The organism is Chryseobacterium contaminans, from assembly GCF_001684955.1.
Classification (GTDB): Bacteria; Bacteroidota; Bacteroidia; order Flavobacteriales; family Weeksellaceae; genus Chryseobacterium; species Chryseobacterium contaminans.
In genome coordinates this window covers 1-23,900 of sequence record NZ_MAYF01000313.1, presented here as the reverse complement: position 1 = coordinate 23,900, position 23,900 = coordinate 1, and the positions used below count along the sequence as shown (strand labels likewise).

Below are 23,900 nucleotides of genomic sequence, written 5' to 3'. Positions count from 1 at the left end.
ACGGCTCCAATAATGGAGATCAATCATTTTTCACAACATCGGCCCCTAACACAACATTCGCAGGAATGAATACGGGTGCAGTGGGTGATGACTTTGTGAAAGCAGCTAAAACAACTGTTCCGGCTGTAGTTACCATTAAAAATTACCAAAGCAGAACGGCAAGCAGAGCTACTGAACAGGATCTGTTCGATTATTTCTTCGGAGATCCGTTCGGAGGAAGAGGCCAGCAAAGGCAAAAACAACAGCAGACTCCGGACAATATGCCTTCAGGAATGGGTTCTGGTGTCATTATTTCTCCTGACGGGTATATCATCTCAAATAACCATGTAGTAGCTGGTGCTAATAAACTGGAAGTGGTCCTGAGCAACAAAAAATCATATATCGCAACTCTAGTAGGAACCGATCCTAATACAGATATTTCTTTATTAAAAATTGAAGAGAAAGGACTTCCTTATCTAAATTTTGCAAACTCTGACAATATTGATGTTGGACAATGGGTATTGGCAGTAGGAAATCCACTAGGATTAAATTCCACTGTAACGGCAGGTATTGTTTCTGCTAAAGGAAGAGGAATTGGGATTTTAGGAAGCCAGGGGAAAGCAAGCAACCCAATTGAAAGCTTCATTCAGACGGATGCGGCTATCAACCCAGGGAACTCCGGAGGAGCTTTGGTAAATACTAATGGAGAACTTATCGGTATCAACTCTGCAATTCAGTCTACAACAGGATATTATCAGGGATACGGATTTGCTGTACCATCTAACCTGGCAAGAAAAATTGTTGAGGACATCAAGAAATTCGGTATCGTACAGAGAGGATTCTTAGGGGTTTCATCATTAGATCTTTCCAATGATCAGCAAGTTCAGGCTTATAACAGACAATTCAAAACTAATATTAAATCAGGTAGCGGAGTGTATGTTACAGGATTTGGTGATAACAGTGGTGCAGAAGATGCAGGACTGAAAAAAGGAGATATCATTACAAAAATTGATAATTATGATATCACTGATTTTGCAGACCTTTCTATGTCAATCGGAAGCAAACGTCCTGGGGATAAGGTTCAGGTAACATATTCAAGAAATGGTAAAGAAGCAACAACAAGTGTAACTTTAAGAGACCAGAAGGGTGGTACCTCTACAAGAACCAAAGCAGACCTTAGTGTAACGGAAAAAATCGGAGCCGAATTTGATCCTCTTAACGAAAGATTCAAAACTGAATATGGATTAAATAGTGGTGTTGTTACTAAAAATGTATCTGAAGGTGGCGAAATGGCTAAAATCGGAATCGTAGACAACTATATCATCATTGAAGTAAATGGGAAACCGGTAAACTCACAAAAAGACATCGAAAATATCCTTAGCAAATACCAAGGAAATGTACAGGTGAAATTTGTGGATGACTACGGAAGAATGTATACAAAAGGATTTAAAATGCCTTAATCAATAACAGAACAATAGTTATTTTCATATCAAAGAAAAACGCTGCAAATATTTGCAGCGTTTTTTTATTCTTTACTTAGGTTTATTCATTTTCTCAGCGATTCTTTTCTTTTTATTCCGCTCATAGATCACTTCAACAATCTTACCTCCAATCCAGGAAAAAGGGAAAAAGGTAAGGAAGATTGAAATCTTATAAAATGTAGGATGATAAGGAAAAATAATAACATCCAGCATAGCGATGAAAAGCATGATGAAACCGATCAGAATAGCATATGCCACTTTAGCATATTTAACGATGATTGCCGTTGCTACTCCACCAATGGTAGTTCCCAGTCCGGAAATAAACAAAAGAAAGCCAAAAAAGGCCTTATCGTCTTTCATACTGAAAAGAAATCTCTGCCAGTGCTCGAACGGAGCAAAAGCTTCGAAAGTAACCCATTGCGGGAAAGCCCTTATACCAAGAGTAATTATAAGCCCTGTGATCCCAAGACCTACCAATACCGCAAATGTATTTCTTATAAAGTTCATTAATCCTGATGTGCGATCATAGAAATTTCAATATCCACATTTTTAGGCAGACAAGAAACCTGAACAGTTTCACGTGCCGGGTAGCTTTCTGCATCTAAATAAGAAGCATAAATATCATTCATTACTGCAAAGTCATCCATACTCTTAAGAAAGATGGTTGCTTTTACAACATTTTTAAAAGTCATTCCAGCTTCAGTAAGGATAGCCTCAAGGTTCTTCATTACCTGATGCGTTTCCTTTTCTATTCCTTCTACCAATTTACCCGTTGCAGGATCTACAGGGATCTGTCCGGAGATATATAAAACTCCGTTCGCCATATTGGCTTGTGAATAAGGTCCGATAGCTGCAGGTGCATTCACCGTGTTGATTATCTGTTTCATAATGGATATTTATTTTTTGTAAGACCATCTCCATTGCCAACCATAAGTTAAGCAATTTCATGATAATCTCGTTAGATTTATTTGGTTGCAAATATAAAATTTATATTGTCAAATGCCAATCTGATATTAGAAAGGTGCATTTGGCTGTGTAAAGCTTCTGTCTTTATACTTCAATGCATCGCTTAAGATATTGGCTTTGATCCCGATAAAGAAGTCATACACTTTATATTGTCCAAAAGGCACCCAGTTAAAATTAATGGTAAAACTTCGCTGATCTCTTGAAAAACCAATTCTTGTATAGGCCAATTCTTTAGTCACCAGGTCATAATGGGTACTTCCGGTAACATTCCAGTAGGGAGTAAGCTTAATACTTCCATCCAAACCTATGGAAGCAATTTTACTTCCGAATCTGTTGAGACCTTTTGAGTAAGCATAATTGGCATTAATATTCAAAGTCCATGCCTGATCGAAGCGTGCATAGTTATCATCATCAAAATAATAGTTCTCATTTCTGATCTCTCCTTTTGAAGAATATTTCTTAGCATAATCTGTTTTTTCTCCGAATATTTCGCTGCTTAAAGGATAAGATAGCTGAACATTGAATCCCTGTACACTGAATCCACCAAACTTCTCAGTTCTGATCCCCTGATCTTGTCCCGGAATGAACTCAATTTTATATGGATCAAGAGAAAGGCTTGTATTCACTGTAAGTTTATTATTAAAGAATGAAGACTGCCCGTTAATAGTGAAAATAGACCAAGGGTGATCTTTAGCAGCAAAGTTGTAGCTTCCCGAAAGGTTTAAAGATTCGAAGATTTTCACTTTTTTTACTCCGGTAGAATCACTTTTAGATTTTACCTTCATTTCGATATTGTTTCCGATATTGAAACCTAAAGCACCTACCAAGCTGTTTGATGGGCTGCCAATGATCCCTTTTTCAAAAATAGAATAAGGAGTAAGCGCCCCGGAAGCATTATAATAATTCTTATAATATCCGAAATTAGGACTTGAAAAGTCCGGAGAGTAAGTAAACCCGATACTTGGAGTTACCATATGTCTCACCGCTTCTATAATTGATCCTTTCTTAAATTTCATCATCCCATACAATGTAGTCTGAAGACTCGCTGTGGTTGAGAATGAAGAATATCCTGCAAATTTTTTATTAATTTCATCTACGGTTACATTTTTTACAGGATCATAATACCTGTTTAATGTTTTCGTAGTTAAAGCATTATCAATATTAGCACTTAAACTGAATGTAAAATATTTGGCTAAAGTAGTATTGGTAGCTAAAGCAATATTGTTCTTAAGCCCTGTCTGCATTTTATCCCACATTTCTTTTTTGAACAATTCATTTTCCTGAGTGTTCACAAAATTCGTAAGGTTAAAACCTGTATTTACGGTAATATTTTCAATAAGCCCTTGTCTAACTCCTGATTTTGATTTAAACAGATAAAACTGATTCACAGCCACATTCATTTGTGGAAGACGAAGATCTGCCAGCCCTGTTGCAAAGTTCTGAGAGTAAGATGCCGTTCCAGTAATCGTTACCGGCAGTTTCAGAAATCTTTTCGTAAGAGTTATTGTTGAATTTTGCTGAGTATTCAATACATTCTGATTGAAAATATAGTTGTTGTTAAGTGGATTATTATAAAACTTTGTGCTTACAATATCCACAGATGCACTGAATGTAAGGAAAGGATTAGCTTTGGAATCCTGAGCATGTGACCAGCTGATTCTATAAGTACTGTTTTTAGTATAATCATCCAGTCCTTTGATTCCTCTTACCATTGTTCCAATGTCTGCATTGAAACTTCCGGAATAGCGGTACTTTTTCTGATAATTCATCTGTGGCCGCAGGTTCCAGCTTCCTTTGGTATAAATATCCGCCAATACTTTAAGGTCAAAATGTTCTCCAATCGGCTGGTAATACCCGATACCGTTCAGGAAGAAACCTACATCTTCCCTTTCTCCGAAACTAGGGATCAAAATACCGGCTGCTCTTTTATCTGAGAACGGCAATATGGCAAAAGGCATAACAAGTGGCGTAGGAACCTGTTCTATGTACATTTGAATAGGCCCTGTAACGATTTGAGATTTATTTTTTGATTTTATAAGCTTGATATTGGAAGCTCGCATAAAATAATCCGCTGCCGTATCTTTTTTCTTCACAAAATACTCATCGGTGGTATAATCTGCCTTTCTCATAGCAAACACCGAATCGTTGTATTTTTTTGTTTTCTGGGCTATAATCACACCTTCACTTTCCTCTGTTCTTGCATTAAAAGCAATGGCCTGCTTAGTTTTCGTATTATAGCTAAATTCGTTGGTTTCGTACTTTTTTCCGGCTTGAGTAGTCACTACAGGCTCTATGATCTTTCCTAAAGAATCCAGTTTTCCTCTGGCATAGATCAGGTTTTTATTATCATCAATGGAAATATAATCCGCATCAATCTGCATATCCTGATATTTTACCTGGGCATTCTTATTAAGGAATGTCATTTTTTTAGGAATATCACGTCGCTGATCATCTGCTTTTGTTTGAAGTACATCATCCAAAGCTTCTTTTTTAGCAACAATGGTATCCTTTTTGGAAATAGTATCTTTAACCGTATTTTTAGGCAATTTTTCAGGGGTTTTCTGTGCTAAAAAATTGTTAAAAATTAGGATAATTAAAATTTGTAATATATTTTTGAGGACGGTTTTGGCCAATTTTATTCTATATAATTAAGGCCCAAAATTAATATAATTTTTATAACTGTAAGATGCACAAACAAAATTTTAAAATAATTTTATCATTTCTCCTTCTCTTAATCAGTAACTTTATTTTCTCTCAAAAGAAGTTCACACTAGTTCTTGATGCGGGACACGGAGGAAGTGATCACGGAGCCAACAGGACTTATTCAGATATTGGACGAATAGCAGAAAAAGACATTACTCTTGCTATTACTTTAAAGGTAGGAGCCATGCTTGAAAAAAACAGGGATTTCAAAGTAATCTATACCAGAAAGATTGATGAATACCCTTCCCTATCGGACAGAACAAATCTTGCCAACAGAAGCAAGGCGGATTTATTTATATCCATTCACTGTAATTCTTCTGCAAGACCTACAGCTTATGGTACAGAAACTTATGTACAGGGACCTAACCAAAACAATGAGAACCTGGAAGTTGCCAAAAGAGAAAACGACGTGATTTACCTGGATGAAAAAGACAAACAAATATTTGGGTCTTATAATCCTGATTCTCCTGAATCTTTAATTGCATTGAAGCTGCAGCAGAGTAAATACCTGGAATCAAGTCTTCTTTTAGGTGGATTGGTAGAAGATAACTTTGTAAATAAAGATAAAAGATCTTCAAGAGGTGTTTTCCAGAAAAACCTTCACGTTCTTAGAATGAATGCCATGCCTTCTGTACTGATAGAAACAGGTTTTATCAACCATCCTGAAGAAAGCCATTATATAGCCTCTGAAAAAGGTCAGACTGAAATTGCAGAAAGTATCTATAATGCCATCATTGATTATAAAAAAGCAATCGACAGAAAAACAGGCGGATCCTTTACGGCTAAAAAACCGGAACCTGAAAAACCAGCAGAAACTCCACTGAAGAATGATTTCAGAATATTGCTGATGAGTTCTCCTACAAAATATAATGAAAACGACCCTGCGTTGAAAGGGTTGAACTATATTCTTACTCTAAAAGAAAACGGGCAATACAAATACTATTATGCAGTAACCAATATGGCTTCTGTAAAAGATATTAATCTTAAAACAGCCAAAGATGCAGGATTCAGGAATGCATTTGCGGTAGGATTTATGCCTAACCAGAGAATAAGTATGGGGTATTATACATTGGAGGTATATACCGGCGAAAAACTGAATGGAAATTCATACATCCTTCAGAACCTTAAAGATGTGGAAAGAGAGAAAGACAATGGTGTTTTCTATTATACTTATGGAAAGGTTTATACATTGGAAGATGCGGTAAAATTACAGAAAGAGGTTGAGGCCAAAGGAATTAAAAATACCGTGATTCAAAAAGTTTATAAATAACTAAAAAATAATTTTGAAGTTTCAAAAGCTTTTTCTACTTTTGCAACCTCAAAATTTGGCCTATTCGTCTAGTGGTCAGGACTCAAGATTTTCATTCTTGCAACAGGGGTTCGATTCCCCTATAGGCTACCAAAAAGAGAAACGATAAATATCGTTTCTCTTTTTTATTTTATCATTAATCTATTTTAGTGATTTGTTTTCTTATTAATCGAAATCCCTCAGAGAAATCACACGGATAAACATCTTTAACAAAACTCATCTATCAGATAGCTAAAGGCATTTTTCTGCTAACAACTCCAATGTAAAATAAGAATACGTTTTTCATTCCAGCGTATTCACTTGATATTTCTAATTAAGTTTTAAAATTGGGCACAAAAATTTCAAATAATAATATACTGGTATTAAACTACTTATTGTTATTCAGATAAAAATATCATGATTTTTACTCTAAAAAACCACTCTGTTTATGTTATGTGTCATAAAAGCATTATATTTGCAAAAATTTTTTAATAAATTTAACCATAATTGGTCATGCCAATATGGTTACACTGATGAAAAATATTATTGATAACCCTCAGTCTGTAGGAAACTACAGATTATCAAATTTTATATCATGCCGGATTTAAAAATACAAGAAGCAAAATTGCTTTTTAAGAAAATCCACTCTAACCCAAAAAGTTATGATTTACAAATCAATGAAGAAGGGATTACAGGCAAGGATGATAAAATAAGTTTCAGACTTTACAGGACAGGAGAAAGGGTTGCTTTTGAAGTAACAATAGACGGACTTACTTTCACCAATACGACTGGAGAATGGAACAACGCACTGATCATGTTGGGAAACACGATCAAAAAAATAGAAAAAGAACAGGAAAATTTAAAAATAGAACAAGCAATAGATAAGCTTAGAAAGTACCTTTCAGAAGAAAATTAAATTTTTTCAAAATAAATTTGGTAGTTTAAAAAAAAGTTTATAGTTTTGCACTCACATTTGAACGATATGGCAAATCATAAATCAGCATTAAAGAGAATCAGACAGAACGAGACTAGAAGACTTCGTAATAGATATTATCACAAGACTGCTAGAACAGCATTGAAAGCCTTAAGAAATGAGGAGAATAAAGCTGCTGCAACAGAGCAACTGCCAAAAGTTATCGCTTTATTGGATAAATTAGCTAAGAAAAATATTATCCACAAAAACAAAGCGGCTAACTTAAAAAGCAAATTAACAAAGCACGTTAATAAATTAGCGTAAAAGTATAGCGGCCCGTTCGTCTATCGGTTAGGACCTCAGATTTTCATTCTGGTAAGAGGGGTTCGATTCCCCTACGGGCTACTTAATTTTTAAAAACCACTGAACTTTTACAGTGGTTTTTAAAAACAAAGTAGAAAGCTATTACTTCACACAACTAACCGGCCCGTTCGTCTATCGGTTAGGACCTCAGATTTTCATTCTGGTAAGAGGGGTTCGATTCCCCTACGGGCTACAAACTAAGAGTTGATACTTATAAAAACAAAAGCTAACACACTATTTCGGTAGTGGAAGATAGAGGGCCCGTTCGTCTATCGGTTAGGACCTCAGATTTTCATTCTGGTAAGAGGGGTTCGATTCCCCTACGGGCTACCAAAAAGGACTTTAAAAAAAGTCCTTTTTTTTGTTTTCATCCCCTTTTCCATCTTACTTCGGAATTCTTTTCTTTCAATATTTTCAAAATTCCAACTCCCCTTATTGATAAAAAACATATTTGATTTAATTATCTTGAGGAATATTAAATTTTATTAAAAATATCACCAAATTTGGAAATATTATTTTTTGGAGCTCTTTTATTCCTTAAATTTGAATAAAACTATTCATCTAAAAATTAATAACATGAAATTTAATTTACTTTTGAGAGACAAACTCTCCTTTCAAAGCGCTTTAATTGCATTCTGCTTATTCTCCACTCACCTTTTATTTGGACAGGACAGGATATATGCTCATGCTCAAAGCTCGGGTGTATTTGGAGTAGCATGCTTAGGCTGCCGTGTGGATAATCCGTTAAATGCTGTTGGAGGAAATGAGGATGATTATTCAACAATGGTATTAGGAACAGCTTTATTAGGCGGAATTCAGCAGACATTAATTTTTCCGGATCTTAGAGCCGACACAAGGCTTGTTGTAGGAATCGGAACGGATAACATTCCTTTATCCGTACAATTATTGAGTGGTGTAACCCTTGAAACAATGAACGGAGGGACTTCTAACGAAGACCGCAGAACAATAGATATAAGCCTTCTAAAGCTGGGAGCAACCCCAAACAGAGGTACAGTAGAGTTCAAGCCTACAAAACCTTATGACGGAATAAGAATTGGATTAACCGGAGGAGTGCTAAGCCTTGGTGGCGGATTCAGAATTTATTATGCCTACCAGGACCCACTCATTCACCTGTTAGTCCATAGCCAGAATGGACAGATTACTATAAATGGAAATATTGATGTAGAAGGTTCTGAGATTTCCTTAACAAATGTTTCAGGAAAAGAGGTTCATCGTTCAAAACTCAGAAATAACACATTTGATTCTAATCAGCCTGAAGGAGTTTACATAATGAAGCTTCAAACAAAAGAAGGAAAAATATATTCTAAGAAAATCCTTATTAAGTAAGTGAAGTAAAAATACGATTAACTTAAAAACTAAAAAAACTGTTTATGAAAATCAATTTTTATTAAATCACAAAAAACTGAAATAAATTATTCAACATAATTATTTTATTTATAAATTTACAAAAAACTAAAAATCAAAATTTTTATATATGAAAACTAATTTATTATTGAGTCCACGCAGTATTAAGACTGCCGTTTTCGCTTCTTTATTGTTTCTAGCAAGTAACATGTCATTTGCACAAATTGTAAAATATTATGCAAGTGCCCAAACAAATCAGGTGCATGGCGTATGCATTGGGTGTGGAGTTGTGAATCCATTGAATGCAGTTGGCCCTAACGAAGCTGATTATTCTGTTTTACAGGTATCCATTGGTTTATTGGCACGTACTGAACAAACACTGATTTTCCCTAACAGCGCTTACACCAATAAGTTGGTTATTGGTATCGGTTCAAACGGAACTCCATTAAATGCGCAGGTATTAGGCGGCGTATCCATTGAAACATTCAATGGAGATGTTTCTAACAATGATTATCAAAACCTGAACAATGATATTTTAAAGCTTGGGGCCGATGATCCAAGCAGAGGGGAAATTGAGCTTACGATGAACAAGCCTTATGACCGTATTAAGATCAACGTAAATGCTGGTTTATTAAGTTTAGGTGGTGAGCTTAGAGTATATTACGGATATCAATACAGAGATCCTTTCATCAGTTTTATGGCCCACGGTCAAAATGGTCAGGTTACTCTGGATAAAAATTTAAAAGTGGAAGGGTCAGAGGTTACTCTTATCAACACATCCGGAAAAGAGGTATTCCGTACCAAATTAAATTCCAATACGTTTGAAACCAACCAGCCTGAAGGACTTTATATTATAAAACTTCAGACTAAGGACGGGAAAACGCATTCAAGTAAGGTTTTACTTAAATAAATAATTCAACATGCCATAAGCGGCAGGCTAAAAAAAAGCCTGCCGCTTTTTCTATATATACTGTAAATACAGCATTATCAATTATTGACATCTTTAAAAATTAATACAAAAATAAGACAGGTTAATGAAAACCTGCCTTATCCGCACTTGTGTACAATTTAAAATAGACTTGTGATGTTAAACCAAAACTGTTTTAAGATTTCCAGTGCCCAAACAAATATTAATAGGAATGTTAACTTTATTTACTGCATCATCCATGCAACTGCATTGGCGTATAAAATACTGTTGTACACTGCTGATGAAGCTGATGCACCGGTACCAAAATTGGTTTTCGGGAGAGGCTTCCCGGAGGAGTCTATGCCTGCCGGATATGATGCTGCAGAGGTATTACTTACCGCTCCTAATGGAAATCCACCGTCACCCCAGAAGAAGAGTTTGTATGTCTTATGAATGAAACCTACCATCTGGCCATTGTTTGTGGAGATAATATCAACATTGGAACTGTTGATATTAACATTCGTATAAGAGCTGGAGTCATCATTATCATCTCCCACCAGTTTTCCTCTTGCATCGCCAAACGGGCCATTAAGGATAGGATGGCTGAGATTAGCTATGGGTTTTACAAGACCAGTTCCGGTAGCAGCATTATTGGTAGTGGTTCCGCCAAATATCTGATTTAATAATTGATTGGGTTGAGCTTGTTGTAAGAAAATCATTGCTCTACCCCCTTTATCCAGATAGTTTTTGAGAGCCAGAGCATCTGCTGCATTAGAAGAATAATCCCAGGTGAAAATAATCATATACGGATTGTATGTGGCTATGTTTGCTGCAAGATTTCCTGCTGCTGTTCCTACAGATTTAATATCAAATCCCTGCGATGGAACAGTTCCCGTAGGACTGAAATTTGCTGATGACTGCAATATTGTTGTAGGTGCTGTTGTATTCCCCGGATTAGGAGTATACATCCCACCTCCTAAAGATAAGATTACTCTTTTGGGAATCACGCCCGCATTTACATTCACAGAAAAGCTACAAGACTGACCTGCCACATTGATGGTAAATGATGCTGTCCCCGAAGAAGACGGATTTCCGGAAATATTAAGGGAGATACTTCCGCTGCCATTCGCCAAAGTACCAGCACCTGCCGAAGCCACAAGGCCTGAAACTCCCGAAGAGGTGGCTGCTATACCTGGATATGATTGACCTGTTGCATTGGTGTAATTAATTACTTTAGTGCCATTGGCCTGAGTTCCTGCAGTAAAAGTTCCGCTAAGGGTTCCACTGGAACAGTCTAAAGTAAAACCAGGGCCAGGTGTAGGGCTACATTGGTCACAAAGACAATTGGACCATCCTGTAGGTTTAAAAACCCTTACACAGCTCAGTGTGGAATCATACATAATTGTTCCTATCGCAACATCTCCTCCTTTGGGATTGATCATATTTTTAGGATCGGCATTGGTAGGAAGAACCAACCCCATATTGTTGGTGGTTTCTTTATTGATGTCTAACGCACCCCTGGGGTTGGCCGTACCTATACCTACTTGAGAGAATACAATATTCGCAAAGAATATCAAGGATAATAAATAATTTTTTCTGTTTTTCATTTGGTTTGATTTTGTAGCAAAAGTATATTTTCGGTACCTCGATCTCCAAAAATACACATACACCTTAGATACAACAGTTATAATATCCATCGTACTCCAAACACTCTACATGGACTCTACAACCTCAATAACCGAAAGGGTGTAAGTCCTGATTTTTTTCCAAAAAATGTCCTATAAATTTTAGAATAAAAACATCAATTTTTTATCTTTTTTGATGGTACTAAAAAAACACTTCCGATTTCTTCATAAAAAACCCGGCCAATTTCTGGACCGGGTCAGAGTGAAACAAAAATTAGCTATGCTAAAATTAATTTTTAATCAGTTTTTGCTGGTATACAGCTTTATCAGTTGTTGCTTTTAGAATGTACATCCCTTTTGGTAATGTGCTTACATTTACCTGCCCATTATTGTACTGGGTATTGATAAGTTTACCTGAAATATCGTAAATGGAAACATTTACCACTTTTTCCTGTGTTTTGATATACAGAATGTCTGTAACAGGATTTGGATAAATGCTGAATTCAATCTTTTTAACCTCTGCTGTAGCTAATGTAGAAGTAGTACTGTTTACTTTAAGTGTTTTTTCTACCACTTTCCCGTTTGAATTGAAACTGATTACAATATCAGCAGTTCCAAAACCTATCGGAGTAAGTACCAGCTCTTCATTAACATTGATATCAGCAGAAACTACTGATGGATTGCTATTTGATTTAATTGTCTTTACAATAGAAGATCCAAAGCTGTCTTCGTCAGAAACCAAAGTTTTCAGATCAATAGCTGTAATACCGGAGGCTGCAACCTGTGATGGGAAAGTATTGCTTATCACTGGGGCTGTATTATCCGGGAAAACTGCTACTGAAGGGAACCAATAATAATCATTCAAGACTTTGGTATCAATAAGGGTCCCGCTTGCATTAAATGTATGAATCCAATTCTTCTGGAAATGAGCTCCATATCCGCTTTCTGTAGTATTGGCAACAAGATTTCCGTTAGCCGGGTTTACACGTAGTGCTGCACCGTAAGGAATCTGTTTATAAGTTCCTGACTGTCCAGGTAGTGTAATAAATGTTTCATTGAATACTTTGCCGGTAACATCAAATTTTGCAATCTGATTTCCTGCTTTCATCCAATACAAAGTATTCTCAGTATTACTTGCTGTAAAACTTCCTGCATTCCATGCTCCCCATGAACCTGAATAGGTTGAATTTGGAATGTTATAGTATTGAACTGCAAAAGTCGCGGGATCAATATTGGCTAGTTTCTGGCTCTGGATGGCCCAGATACTTCCGTCTTTAGCCTGAACAATAGAATGGAAAGAACCTGCGATGGTATTGATAACCGTATCTGTATTAGGATCAATAATATGGATTCCTGCCGTTTGATTCACCGCAAAAACATATTTTGAAGTACGGATCATATTTCCTATCTGTGCAGTAGCTGTTCCATTGATTAGGCTTCCTACCTGCAGATTATCGATATCAAATAAATAAATTCCTTTAGATGTTCCGATGTATCCTTTATGTTCATTAACCCCAAGAAAGGATCTTCCGTCTGCTGTTCCAATGGTATTAAATGTTGCAATTTTCTGTAAGGTCTTGGCATTAGCCACTACTAATCTTCCTCCCGGTGTATATTGGGTATCTCCACCATCAGCAGCCTGCTTGGAAACGAAATAGAATTTATCTCCATAAATGGTTCCGTGTGATGTAGTAGCTCCGAAGGCATGGTTATTATTTACAGCGCTGTAAGCACGATAGTTGATCTGCCCATTGTTATCAATAAAGTTAACAGATCCATTACCATGCCCGAACCAGTCTTCATTGACCATAAAAAATCCATTGGTAAAACTGGTCGTACCAACATAAGGAGAAACCGGTGTTAAAGTAGCTATGGGAGGGGTTTGAAAAGCAGGGCTGTAATTCCATACATCCCATGATCCGTTTTGAAGGATACGTCCTGTAGATCCGGAACCTGAAGAAGCAAAGTCAGGATCTGCCGGATCTTTCACCATATAAGACCAGAACCCGTTATTCCAGCCAGAGTTCCAGTGGTCATTTATATCTTTTGCCGTGTAATCATCGAAATCATAAGCTGTAGTCTTTATAACACCATCCACCGGATACAGCGGATACGTTGCATTTCCATTTTTAACAAGTGCATTGGAATCTTGCTCATTCAGATCAAATCCAAGCCCGCCTACAGCTGTTCCGTATGGAGTTCCCGGATACAAGAGTGTAAAAAATCGGTGGTCTGCTTTTGCAATCGCTTTTAGCATATCTTCTCCTGTAGCATTTCCATCCCATCTGAATCCCCATACCAGAGCATCAGGATTCTTGCTGTCATTCCACTGCACCACAAATGCTGCCTGATTGGAGCCTGTTCCTACCCAATACTGGATATCAGAAAAACTGATCGTATTTGTAATATTGGTAGTGGTTAAAGGAGTATTGACCGAAATATCATCCCGGGGTACTCCCTGCACTTTTATCTGGGCATTTGTGAAAAATGCAAACAGAAAAAGTACGGTAAAAAGGTAAAACTTTTTCATTCTTACTTATTTTATATATTTTATATAGGTTACGTTTGTTATTTTTTGAAATGCAAGTCGTAAGCTCCTGCTACTTCTGTAGATACTTCACCCAGCCATCCAGCTTCCTGATTTACTCCGGTGTAAACTTTTACAAAATCGATTCCCGGAAGCTTTACATATTTTCCGTTCTTGTCAACAGCCCAGGAAATATCGATATTGGATGCTTCATCATTATTGGGAGCATTATCTGCATAGCCGAAATCATAAGACTTCCCTACCCAATAGTTTCCAGTCCCGCTCTGATCGTAATAATTATTTTTAAGGAGTGTTCCTGTAAAGCTATAGGATACATCTGACAGCCATAATGGATAATAGCTTTGTGCATGGAAAACCATTTTGGTTTTAAAACCTGTATTTCCGGTATTGTCCTGCCATTTGATGTATTCCACATCAGATTGCCAGCTATCGTTTCCAGGTACAGGGGTTTTATTTTCATCAGGTTTGAAGTAAGTGATCCCGTAATTTTTCAGGGTTTCATTTTTAAAGTATTCACTGCCTGCAATTTCATACCATTCATTATCATCCGGCTTACCGTTTTTGTTTTTGTCGTATGCCACCATGATAATTCCCGGCTCACAGTTTCCTGAACGGGGATCATTGGCAGAATTTCCGAAGAATGCATTTCCAAGCACTTTAAAATCTCTTCCTTCCATATTCGGAATGGTATGATCGAAACCAAACACTACATAGCCTCCATATCCTCCAAGGCTCACCATTGAAGGGTTGGAACCTACCAGATAACTATTGGCCTTCTTAATCATATCTGCCTCGGTATTGCCTAACTCATATTCAGGAATATCATTCGTGAACTGGCCAACAGCAGGACGGAAATCAAATACTTTGGAGATATATTTGCTCAGGGTTCCGGCTTCTTTAGTGACTACAATTTTGGATTGAAATATTGTATTGGCTCCAACCTTTAATGTCAAAGGATAAGTAGCGGCCTTGGTACTGATAAATTCCAGTTCAGCATTTTCAGAAATAATGGAATCTTTAATACTCCAGGTAACTTTTCCTGAAATATTGGTAGGAATACTCAATACTCTGAAACGTTCAATGGTATAAGCTGTATCTAATTTAAAAGAAGGAGGAATTACTTCCGGATCGGTAGGAATCGCTGTAACCTCATCATCATTTTGACAGGAGGCTACCATCCCAGCTAGAAGAAGGGATAAAAACCCGGTTGCTACATACTTAATTGTTTTTTTATTCATATCTATCAGTTTTGTTTAATTGTATAAAAAAGCAAAGTGGGCAGGGATATTTCCGCCTTCGGTTTTCCATTTAAAATGTCCGTTTTTATCAAAGCAGTATACAAACCCCATGGATACATAGTTTCGGGCATCTGTAATATAAATGTCTTCTGTGATAGGATTTACGGCAATTCCGTATGGTGTTTTAATGAGGTCTTCATACTCCTTATCAATAATCCTGTTGGAAATGACCTGCTCTGTCTTTACATCTATAATTCCATATGTTTTTACATAGGAATGGGTATTGTAATTGAATTCATTTCCGTAGTAATACAGCTTATCATTCACGATGGTCATTTCGCTCACTGCAATATGAAAATCTTTTTTAATGGCTCCTGTTGCTGCATCTATCAGGTATAAATTGGAAGGAACATTATAATAATCTCCTCTTGATGTTACATACAGATCCCCGTAATTGTCTTTTTTAAGGCGGTGAAGATTAATGGCGACATCAATTTTTTTCTTTTCTGTGAAAGTATTCAGATCAATTACTGAAACGGTTCTGTCATAATCCGGAACCATGTATCCTCCGGAATTGGCTACAAATAACTGATTTCCGACCACTTCCATTTCTTCAGGCTGATATCCTACCGTTACATCTCTTTTGATAGACAAGGATAAAGTGTCTATTTCCACAACTTTTCCTTTGGGAGCTAATGGGTTGATATCTACAGGGCCGGCATAGCTGCTGGCATAAGCATTTCCATCCTTGAATGTTAAATATCTGCAGTTCTGTAGATAAATGGATTTGATATGCTTGGCTGTTTTCGCTTCAAGGACTTCGATGGTGTTGGAAACATTCACTACAATGTACATCTTGCTTCCGTAGATCTTGATATCGTTTCCTACATCACCCAGCTCTTTTAAAACATTCGGATTGATTTCGGAGTAAATATTCCTGAAATAGGTTCCTTTGGTATAATCAAAGAAATCAAGGGTACATTTATTACTTCCCATATTTCCTTCATTCAGTACATAGAATCCTTTGATGGTTGTTTTTTCAACAGGGTTAAGGCCTTCCACAACTTCCATGGGAATCACCGTATCATCTGTACGGCAGGACGTAAGAAGAATGAATACAGAAAATAAAAAACACAGGTTTAGCTTTTTCATAGGGTAAAGTTTAAAGTGAGTCTGAAATTTCTTCCCGGCATGGGATAGTTCAGTACAACGTCATAATATTGGTTAAAGACGTTGTTCATTTCAAGGTTTATTTTAAAAGGATGCCCGGCAAGGTTTAGTTTTCTTTGGACAGAAAGGTCATGGGTATACCAGGGCTGAATATAGTTATAGCGGATATTATCCTGCTGTCCGTCATATCTTTCCCCAACATAGATTGTACTGTAATTAAAACTCCAGTCTTTATAATCCGCCATCAGGGTAAAAGAACCGCTATGCCTTGGCGTATAGGGGATTTGATCTCCATAATAGGTCTCTTTAAACCCTTTAGTAATGGTTTTATCCTGGGCACTTTGGTAGGTATAAGCCAATAAAGGCCTAAATTTTACATTCCCAAGCATTAATTCCGTTTGAACATTTACGTCTGCTCCCATAATTTCAACCTTTCCAAGATTGAGCATCATCCAGCGGAACATATTGGTTGTTGGGATGGCCACAATCTTATCCGTCACTTTGTTATAATACCCGTCAACCTTTACATAAAGCCCTTTGAATAAAGATTTATCATATTTTTTCTGATAGGTAAAACCTACATCATACTGGTGGGTAAATTCCGGATTCAGAAAAGTATTGCCAACACTGGTATAATAAAGGTCATTAAAAGTGGGTAGTCTGAAGATATTTTTATAGAAAGCTCTTAGGGTAAGTTCCGGGATTGAAGATGGCTGATAGCTCATAAAGAAAGCAGGGGTCCATTCTCTTCTGTCATCAGGTTTGAAATTCATTTTTACCTTTTCTGAAGTAAATGTCCCTAACAGGCTTCCTAAGAATTTAAATCTGTTCCACTGATAGGTAGTAGCCAATGCAACCAGGGTTGTATAACGGGTAGGATAAGAAAAGTTTTTTAAAGTAGCATCTAGATTATTGTACTGGAAATCTCCACTTACACTCACATCCCAATTGGAGTTTACAGAATATATATTGGAAGACGAAAGATAAACTTCCCGTTGGATATACCTATCTTTTGCAGGATAGTGTGCCTGAGACCTTACCGTATCATTAAAATAAGTGTAGTCATAAGCAAACTTAGCCTTCAGTTGTGTTTCAAATTTAGGAAACAGTTTTTTTCTGAAATTGGCCTGTACAAAATAATTTTCATCCAGCATTCTCGCCCCCCTTGCTTTAAAACGGTTTTTCACAATAGGTGCAGGAATACCACGGTTTGAAATATAACCGTAACCACGGATGTTCCAGCTTCCGTTATTCAGCGTTCCATTGACAGATGTTTCAAAACGTTTTGCCTTAATATCAGAATCATATCTTTTGGAAATAGTATCCGAAGCTGTGGCTCCATTGGGATATTTTCTGCTATAACGAAATTTGTAAAGACCATCGCTTTGGAGAAACTCTGCACTGAAGCTCGTTGCTATCCGTTTTGAGATCTTTTGTTCTAACCGGAAAGAAGGATTAAATAAATCAATGGAAGCACTTTTGGCTCTTATGGTAAGATTGGTTTTTCTGTTTCCCGTGAATACTGGCGTTTTTGGCTGTAAATAAATCGATCCGGATGATCCAAAGTCTTTTGCGGGTTGGAAAATTTCACTTTTCTGCCCGTTGTACAAAGAAATTTCTTCGAGATCATCCAGAGAGTATCTTCCCAGATCTACCTGTCCGTTTTGGGCATTTCCTAATTGAATTCCGTCATAGAAAACGCCTACATGCTGGCTTCCCATACTTCGGATATTGACGGTCTTCAAACCACCCATTCCGCCATAGTCTTTGATCTGAACCCCTGAGAAATACCTCAACGCATCAGCAACAGAATGACTGTTCAGTCTTTCAAGCTCTTCTCCCTGTAAAGTCTGGGCCGGAAGGATTTCTTTAAAGTTCTTTTTATAAATATTGACCGCTTTTATAGTTTCTCCTTTAATGCTATCTTTTTTCCTGGTTTGAGAAAACAGGAGTTGTGATGTTAACACACTTATTGTGAAAACAATTTTATGAAGTTGAGATGTAGTCAGTTTTGCCACCATTAGCTCATTCAGGGATAATGATGACGCTAATGGATATAAGAAAAGCAATGACAAAGCACAGCAATTACTGCACAGAATCATTGGAGTCCTAAGCTTTATTCCACGAAAGCGTCAAACGTTTATTTATTCTGGCAGGTCTTCTGACTTACTCCATTTTTGAAATCCTTCCCATTTTTAGAAACAGTGGATATATTCTTCAAAAACTTTGGTGCGGAGCTTACAGCAGCGGGTCTGTTCCGGATTTTCACCGGATTCCCTTTTAAGAGCTTTTTACGGCTCACCAAATTTCGGCAAAGATATAAAATTCCCGGCAGATACAATGTCATGCAGAATAAAATGATTATCAATACATAAACATGAAAAATCCCGTTAGGTTGTAACGGGATTTAAACAAGGAATTTTATAGAATAATCAATGATTATTTTTTCACAAAATCCGGGTCGCTTAAGGTTTTCATGAATAAGATAAGATTTGTTTTGTCCTGTTCTGTGAGAGGAATTCTGTTTCCATTATTTTTAAAAACAGGATCAAGGTTATCTGCATTCAAAACACCTTTATCAAAATAATCAAGAACCGCTCTTAAAGTTGGAAATTGCCCGAAGCTTCCATAAGGAGCTGTATATTCTACATTTCTTAATGAAGGAACCCTAAAGCTCATATAATCTTCCGGCTTCCCTGTCACTCTTCCACGTCCGGCTTCATTGGTGTTGGTGTTCACAGGAAATCCAATATTTCTGAAACTCTGATCGGTAAAAAGCTCTGTGCTATGGCAGCTTGCACATTTTTGTTGAAAAGTCCTGTACCCCTGAGCTTCATTCTCTGTAAAAGTCTCCCCTTCATTTCGTTTTACTTTATCATACTTGCTATTAGCGGAAACCAAGGTGTATTCGTACTGTGCAATACTTTTATAAATCCTTTCCGGAGTAACGGTTTCATCTCCAAATACCTTTCTGAACAAATCTTTATACATTACATCATCCTTTATTTTTCCTATAACTTCCAAAATAGAAGAACCCATTTCTTCATGAGTGATAATAGGAACCAAAGGCTGGTTTTCCAACTGAAGAATATTACCGTCCCAATTATAAAACTTCATAAACATCATATTCTGGATAGCCGGTACATTTCTTAGGCCTACTCTGCTCTGAATACCGATTGCCTGCGCATTGTTATCAGCAAAAGCATTGTCCTGAATATGACAGCTGGAACAGGAAATAGTATTATCTGCACTCAGCCTTTTTTCATGAAATAACTTATTCCCCAATTCTACTCCATATTTTGTCGGCCTATTGGAATTCACCGAAGTATTGAGTTCCGGAAACCCTAAAGGAATATCAAGTGAAATTTGAGGATTATCTAGCGGCATTGGCTCATAATGATCGTTATTACAAGAGATTAATAAGATAAAAATCGCTAAAATGCTTAGTGCTTTTTCCATTGCTGATATAAAACTAGTTTTCAACGCCACTTACTGAAAACATCCCTGAAATATCACTGGAACCGTTTCCGCCCAGGTTATCCACAAACTTTATCATTTGATTGGCTGTATGGATATTTGGAGTGGCATTGCCATCTGATCCTGTTCCCGTAACCAGTACAATGGTATTGATCTTACCCGTCAATAGCTTATCAAAATCTGCTTTAACAGTAATTTTAGGTGCTTTGTTGTCTACTATTGCATTTTTAGGCAGGTCTAAGGTAATATCTCTGTAAGCATCTACTCCCTGAGTGAAGTTTCCTTCAGATCCTTTTATCGTACTTCCTGTATGAATAGACATCTGTTTGTTATCTGTTCCATAGAAACCTTCTATTTTGGTAAAACGATACCCTGCACCCCATTCCCACATCATTTGCGTATCATTAGCTCCTGCCGTTGCATAGAATTTTGGAAACCTGACCTGATCCAGGACATTCAGATCTCTTTTAACTCCCAATCCGAATTTGATCCTTTTATATTCTCCCGCTGGTATATTACTTAAAATATAACGAAGCGTTTCCGGTTTCGACTGATCTATCACTGTAGCTCCCTGATCCAGGTCATTAATTTTATAAGGAACTTCATTACCATCTGCTTTTATCAGACGAATATTGCTGATGACATATTTCAATTCTGAAAAGTGGTGAACCTGTCCTTCTGCAGAAATATTGGTAGTTGCAGTAGCAGATGCGGATCCTCCAAGCACAATGGTTGTATTCTTAAATGTATTATTAAATTCAAGGGTAACATTATTGGCTACAGGGTTGTCATCACTATTCTGACATGAAATTAAACCTAAAGAAAAAGCAGATACCAGTAGATATTTTTTAAAGTTTTGCATTGTAAAAATTTTAGTGGTTGTTTTTGATTAAAAATTAAATTGTAAAGAAGTATAGATATTACGCCCCATTCTTGGGATATTTCCCCAATCTGCATAGGTGCTGTAATATTTGTTTAACAGGTTTTCTGCGCCTACCTGGAAAATAGTTTTAAGATTTTTGATATTGAAAGTATAGTTCACAGAGAAATTCCAGATCGCATAAGCCGGAGTCTGATCTTCTCCATATTCAGGACTGTAATTACGCTGGATAAAATCACCGTTTACAGAGGTCTGAGCTCCAAAATTGTGGTAGTGAAAATGTAGAGAAGTCAAATAGCTCAAGGGACGGATAAAAGGTAAATTTTTCCCTTTATCATCTCTTCCACGGGCATAAGTTAAAGTTCCCTTCCAATGGAGTTCCGGTAGAATATTATAGTTTGCATTCAAAGCCATATTAAAAAGTGTGGCATGATCTAATGAAGTATAAGCTTTCACGCCTACCGATTGGTAATTCATGGGACTTCCCAGGCTTAGAATTTTTCCGATGATGTAATTCTGAATGTAAAAGTAGTTTACTTTGGCTTCAATACTCATTTTTTCATTTTTAAAACCTGCACTGGCATTGGTTTCATAGGAAATTTCATTTTTTAAATCCGGATTTCCGACATAATCATACCGGTCAAAGCTATTGTAGATATAATAGCCATACCCTTCTGAAACGGAAGGAGCTCTATGCCCATAACCAGTCCCAACAGAAAAGCTAAAATGATTCTCTGTACATTGGTAACCTGCGTGTAAGCTGGGAAGGATTCTCGTTTTTTGCTGAGATGCTCCCGGATGAAAAATCCAGTTGAACTCCGGATATTTGGACTTATTATAGTTCAGTCCTAAAGATCCTCCAACGTTCAGTTTGCTTTTATCTGATATTTCCCAGCTGTTATTCATCGAAAGCCCTGCAAAGCGTGTTGTTACCCATGGCCAGCTGTACGCAAACATGGTTCTGTTCTTTCTATCCTGTGGATACATCCGCATTTCTGCAATAGAGGTATTATTGTACATATTGAGCTCTATAGCTGAAGTATATCTTTCTTTTTTCAGATTCAAAGAAGAAACCAGTCCATAAGTGGTGCTCCATCCCGGCATATCCATGTGTACAAGATTTTCAGGACGTTTGGTATCATCCATATAATGCTCAATGGTATTGTAATAGATTTTGGTATCCCAGGATTTAATCAGGCTTTCTTTAAACAACTGCTTATAAGAAGCTGAGGTAATCATTGCTCTGGAAAGCCATAAATCCATAGGTAATGCAGGAAATCCAACATTTTTTGCCATATCAAAAATGGCATCTACCCTTACTGAAGATAAAGGGCTTGTTTTATAAGCTATACCAATTCCTGTATTGAATTTATTATATTGTGAATGATTGACTTCATTGTTATTTCCGTCATCATAATTTCCTGCCTTCCGAAAGGAAATGCTTCCATCCACTACAAGTTTATTCCCGGAATAGGAAATATTCCCCAGATTAAAAAACTGTTTATTATTAAACTCAAAGCCTGTCTGATAAGCGCCATTCCACTTTTTTTCAAGACCAAAAGGGGTGCTTTTTCTTTTTAAATCAATACTTCCGGCTACTGTAGCTCCATGAGAACTTCCTTCCTGCCCTGATTTTATATCTATTGCTGAAAGATTGTTACTCTCCAGATAGGAAGTCACCGGATCCATTTTATCAGTACATGCACCGAAAATTCGCATTCCGTCAATGGTAACCACAGAACGTTCTGTGCTCATGTTATTGAGTAAAGGTTCCCATGCAAATGCTCCCCGTTTTATAAAGCTTATCTGGTCTGAAGAGGCCAGAAATTCGTCCACAGAAACAGACATTTTCATATCCGTTTCCATTTTCTTTTTGTTTCTTTTTACCTCTACCTTCTCTAAAAGCGTAATACTGTCTTTTCGTGCTTTTCTGTTTTGGGCATTGGTTAGAATTCCCAAAAACATCAGTATCATTCCAAACTGTTTCATAGAACTAGAATAAAGTATCAATAAACAGTTCACTTTTAGCTCCCGGAACACCTGGCGTAAAATCAGTAGACACCTTAGTTCCCCTGATGATTTTTCCGTTCTGATTTAACAGGATAAAATTTAATGTCCAGTTTCCTGTCATGGTATAGTTAACCACACCATGATACAACCCATCATTCTCCTGTATTAAATCTTTATTATTGGGAGAGGAATGGTTTCCCATAGAAGGCTCCGGCATTCTTGGATCTAATTGCAAGGTATATCCTTTCACTTCTGAATAGGAAAACTGTGAAGGATCAGGAAAGGTTCCCAGAGAAGCAGAAGGTTTGTGGTATTTATAGATTCCTGCTACCAGTTTATTTTCTGCAACTGCCGGCTTCTGTGGGGAAATAAGAGCAATATAATACTGTTCACCATCATTTCCTGTAAATGAGGTCATATTCAGGTTTTTATTACTCTGTTCATTCACGGTAATATCTTTATTAACCGTATATATTTTTTGGTTCATCGTAAAACTTAAATAAAGCTTCCAGTTCGCTGCTATATTGCTTTTATCCGTAAATACAGAATATCCTGAATAATATTTCCCTTCCGTTTTATAATTCAGATTATATTGATAAGGGCATGAAGTTTTACTTCCATCAGTTTTTGTCATGATGGGTAGAAAAGTAACATCCGAAGCATTGATATTTTCGTTGGTCTGGGTATTGGTAATCTTTACTCTGATTTCATTATACCCCTGATAAAATGTTCCGTTTAATGTCTCGATGCTTATGGTATAACCATCTGTGTTTACTTTTGCGGCTTCTTTAAATTCGTAATGTTCCGGAACGGCTGTGTTGATTTCGCTTTCATAATCAGTTTTGTCGAGGGTGCAGGAAACAGCCATCAACAAAAGGCTCATTATGAAAATCTGATATATTTTCATTGTTGATTTTTTAGTTGAAAGAATACAATAGAAATACTTTGAATGCTGAAACATTCAAGATTTTTTACCACAAAAGGCAC

At 36.9% G+C, this 23,900-nt stretch carries 18 protein-coding genes, 4 tRNA genes and 1 riboswitch; of the genes, 10 read left to right on the top strand and 12 right to left on the bottom strand.

The features are described from left to right. On the top strand, positions 1–1,439 hold a 1,439-nt coding region (locus BBH99_RS16250; protein WP_066698016.1), incomplete at its 5' end, for a trypsin-like peptidase domain-containing protein. Between the two features lie 72 nt (positions 1,440–1,511). Here BBH99_RS16250 and BBH99_RS16245 read toward each other — a convergent pair. The 3 genes from BBH99_RS16245 to BBH99_RS16235 all read right to left on the bottom strand — a co-directional run bounded on the left by BBH99_RS16245 (position 1,512) and on the right by BBH99_RS16235 (position 5,059). Further along, positions 1,512–1,967, bottom strand: coding sequence for a hypothetical protein (locus BBH99_RS16245; protein ID WP_066698014.1), 456 nt, complete (start codon positions 1,965–1,967; stop codon positions 1,512–1,514). After that, entirely contained in the window at positions 1,967–2,347 is a 381-nt protein-coding gene (locus BBH99_RS16240) for a RidA family protein (RefSeq protein ID WP_045491236.1), read from the bottom strand. The genes BBH99_RS16245 and BBH99_RS16240 overlap by 1 nt, the downstream gene beginning before the upstream one ends. A gap of 126 nt (positions 2,348–2,473) precedes the next feature. Further along, a complete protein-coding gene (locus BBH99_RS16235; RefSeq protein ID WP_066698011.1) occupies positions 2,474–5,059 on the bottom strand; it encodes a putative LPS assembly protein LptD in 2,586 nt (861 codons plus the stop codon). Between the two features lie 53 nt (positions 5,060–5,112). Here BBH99_RS16235 and BBH99_RS16230 point away from each other — a divergent pair, with 53 nt between their 5' ends. The 9 genes from BBH99_RS16230 to BBH99_RS16190 all read left to right on the top strand — a co-directional run bounded on the left by BBH99_RS16230 (position 5,113) and on the right by BBH99_RS16190 (position 9,968). Beyond that, positions 5,113–6,399, top strand: coding sequence for an N-acetylmuramoyl-L-alanine amidase family protein (locus tag BBH99_RS16230; RefSeq protein ID WP_066698009.1), 1,287 nt, complete (start codon positions 5,113–5,115; stop codon positions 6,397–6,399). A gap of 57 nt (positions 6,400–6,456) precedes the next feature. Next, positions 6,457–6,531: transfer RNA gene (locus BBH99_RS16225), tRNA-Glu, on the top strand. 481 nt (positions 6,532–7,012) lie between these two features. Then, positions 7,013–7,333: a hypothetical protein gene (locus tag BBH99_RS16220; RefSeq protein WP_045491242.1), complete on the top strand. Its 321-nt coding sequence runs from the start codon at positions 7,013–7,015 to the stop codon at positions 7,331–7,333. A 66-nt stretch (positions 7,334–7,399) separates the two neighbouring features. Beyond that, a complete protein-coding gene (gene rpsT, locus BBH99_RS16215) occupies positions 7,400–7,654 on the top strand; it encodes a 30S ribosomal protein S20 (RefSeq protein WP_002983073.1) in 255 nt (84 codons plus the stop codon). Between the two features lie 9 nt (positions 7,655–7,663). Next, positions 7,664–7,735: transfer RNA gene (locus BBH99_RS16210), tRNA-Glu, on the top strand. A 79-nt stretch (positions 7,736–7,814) separates the two neighbouring features. Then, positions 7,815–7,886: transfer RNA gene (locus BBH99_RS16205), tRNA-Glu, on the top strand. A gap of 65 nt (positions 7,887–7,951) precedes the next feature. After that, positions 7,952–8,026, top strand: a tRNA-Glu gene (locus BBH99_RS16200). 243 nt (positions 8,027–8,269) lie between these two features. Beyond that, positions 8,270–9,040, top strand: coding sequence for a T9SS type A sorting domain-containing protein (locus tag BBH99_RS16195; RefSeq protein ID WP_066698006.1), 771 nt, complete (start codon positions 8,270–8,272; stop codon positions 9,038–9,040). Positions 9,041–9,188: 148 nt separating this feature from the next. Then, a complete protein-coding gene (locus BBH99_RS16190; RefSeq protein ID WP_083188856.1) occupies positions 9,189–9,968 on the top strand; it encodes a T9SS type A sorting domain-containing protein in 780 nt (259 codons plus the stop codon). A gap of 242 nt (positions 9,969–10,210) precedes the next feature. Here the strand turns inward: BBH99_RS16190 and BBH99_RS16185 are convergent, their stop codons facing one another. From BBH99_RS16185 to BBH99_RS16145, 9 genes are all read right to left on the bottom strand, one after another. Continuing rightward, positions 10,211–11,572: a hypothetical protein gene (locus BBH99_RS16185; RefSeq protein ID WP_066698000.1), complete on the bottom strand. Its 1,362-nt coding sequence runs from the start codon at positions 11,570–11,572 to the stop codon at positions 10,211–10,213. Between the two features lie 307 nt (positions 11,573–11,879). Beyond that, on the bottom strand, positions 11,880–14,120 hold the full coding sequence (locus tag BBH99_RS16180; RefSeq protein WP_066697997.1) for a T9SS type A sorting domain-containing protein: 2,241 nt from the start codon (positions 14,118–14,120) through the stop codon (positions 11,880–11,882). A gap of 38 nt (positions 14,121–14,158) precedes the next feature. Beyond that, positions 14,159–15,376 carry a cell surface protein gene (locus BBH99_RS16175; protein ID WP_066697995.1) on the bottom strand — a complete coding sequence of 406 codons (1,218 nt, stop codon included), beginning with the start codon at positions 15,374–15,376 and terminating at the stop codon, positions 14,159–14,161. Between the two features lie 15 nt (positions 15,377–15,391). Then, positions 15,392–16,528 (bottom strand): YncE family protein, encoded by a 1,137-nt coding sequence (locus BBH99_RS16170; RefSeq protein ID WP_066697993.1) that lies wholly within the window; start codon positions 16,526–16,528, stop codon positions 15,392–15,394. Beyond that, positions 16,525–18,621 (bottom strand): TonB-dependent receptor plug domain-containing protein, encoded by a 2,097-nt coding sequence (locus tag BBH99_RS16165; protein ID WP_317041502.1) that lies wholly within the window; start codon positions 18,619–18,621, stop codon positions 16,525–16,527. The genes BBH99_RS16170 and BBH99_RS16165 overlap by 4 nt, the downstream gene beginning before the upstream one ends. Positions 18,622–18,680: 59 nt before the next feature. After that, positions 18,681–18,867: riboswitch (cobalamin riboswitch) on the bottom strand. Positions 18,868–18,985: 118 nt separating this feature from the next. Further along, a complete protein-coding gene (locus tag BBH99_RS16160; RefSeq protein ID WP_066697989.1) occupies positions 18,986–20,005 on the bottom strand; it encodes a cytochrome-c peroxidase in 1,020 nt (339 codons plus the stop codon). Between the two features lie 13 nt (positions 20,006–20,018). Continuing rightward, on the bottom strand, positions 20,019–20,885 hold the full coding sequence (locus BBH99_RS16155; protein ID WP_066697987.1) for an MbnP family protein: 867 nt from the start codon (positions 20,883–20,885) through the stop codon (positions 20,019–20,021). A 27-nt stretch (positions 20,886–20,912) separates the two neighbouring features. Then, positions 20,913–22,892, bottom strand: coding sequence for a TonB-dependent receptor plug domain-containing protein (locus tag BBH99_RS16150; RefSeq protein WP_066697985.1), 1,980 nt, complete (start codon positions 22,890–22,892; stop codon positions 20,913–20,915). A 4-nt stretch (positions 22,893–22,896) separates the two neighbouring features. Continuing rightward, the gene (locus tag BBH99_RS16145; protein ID WP_066697982.1) at positions 22,897–23,820 is read right to left on the bottom strand and encodes a hypothetical protein; all 924 of its coding nucleotides are present in this window, start codon (positions 23,818–23,820) and stop codon (positions 22,897–22,899) included. Between the last annotated feature and the right edge of the window lie 80 nt (positions 23,821–23,900).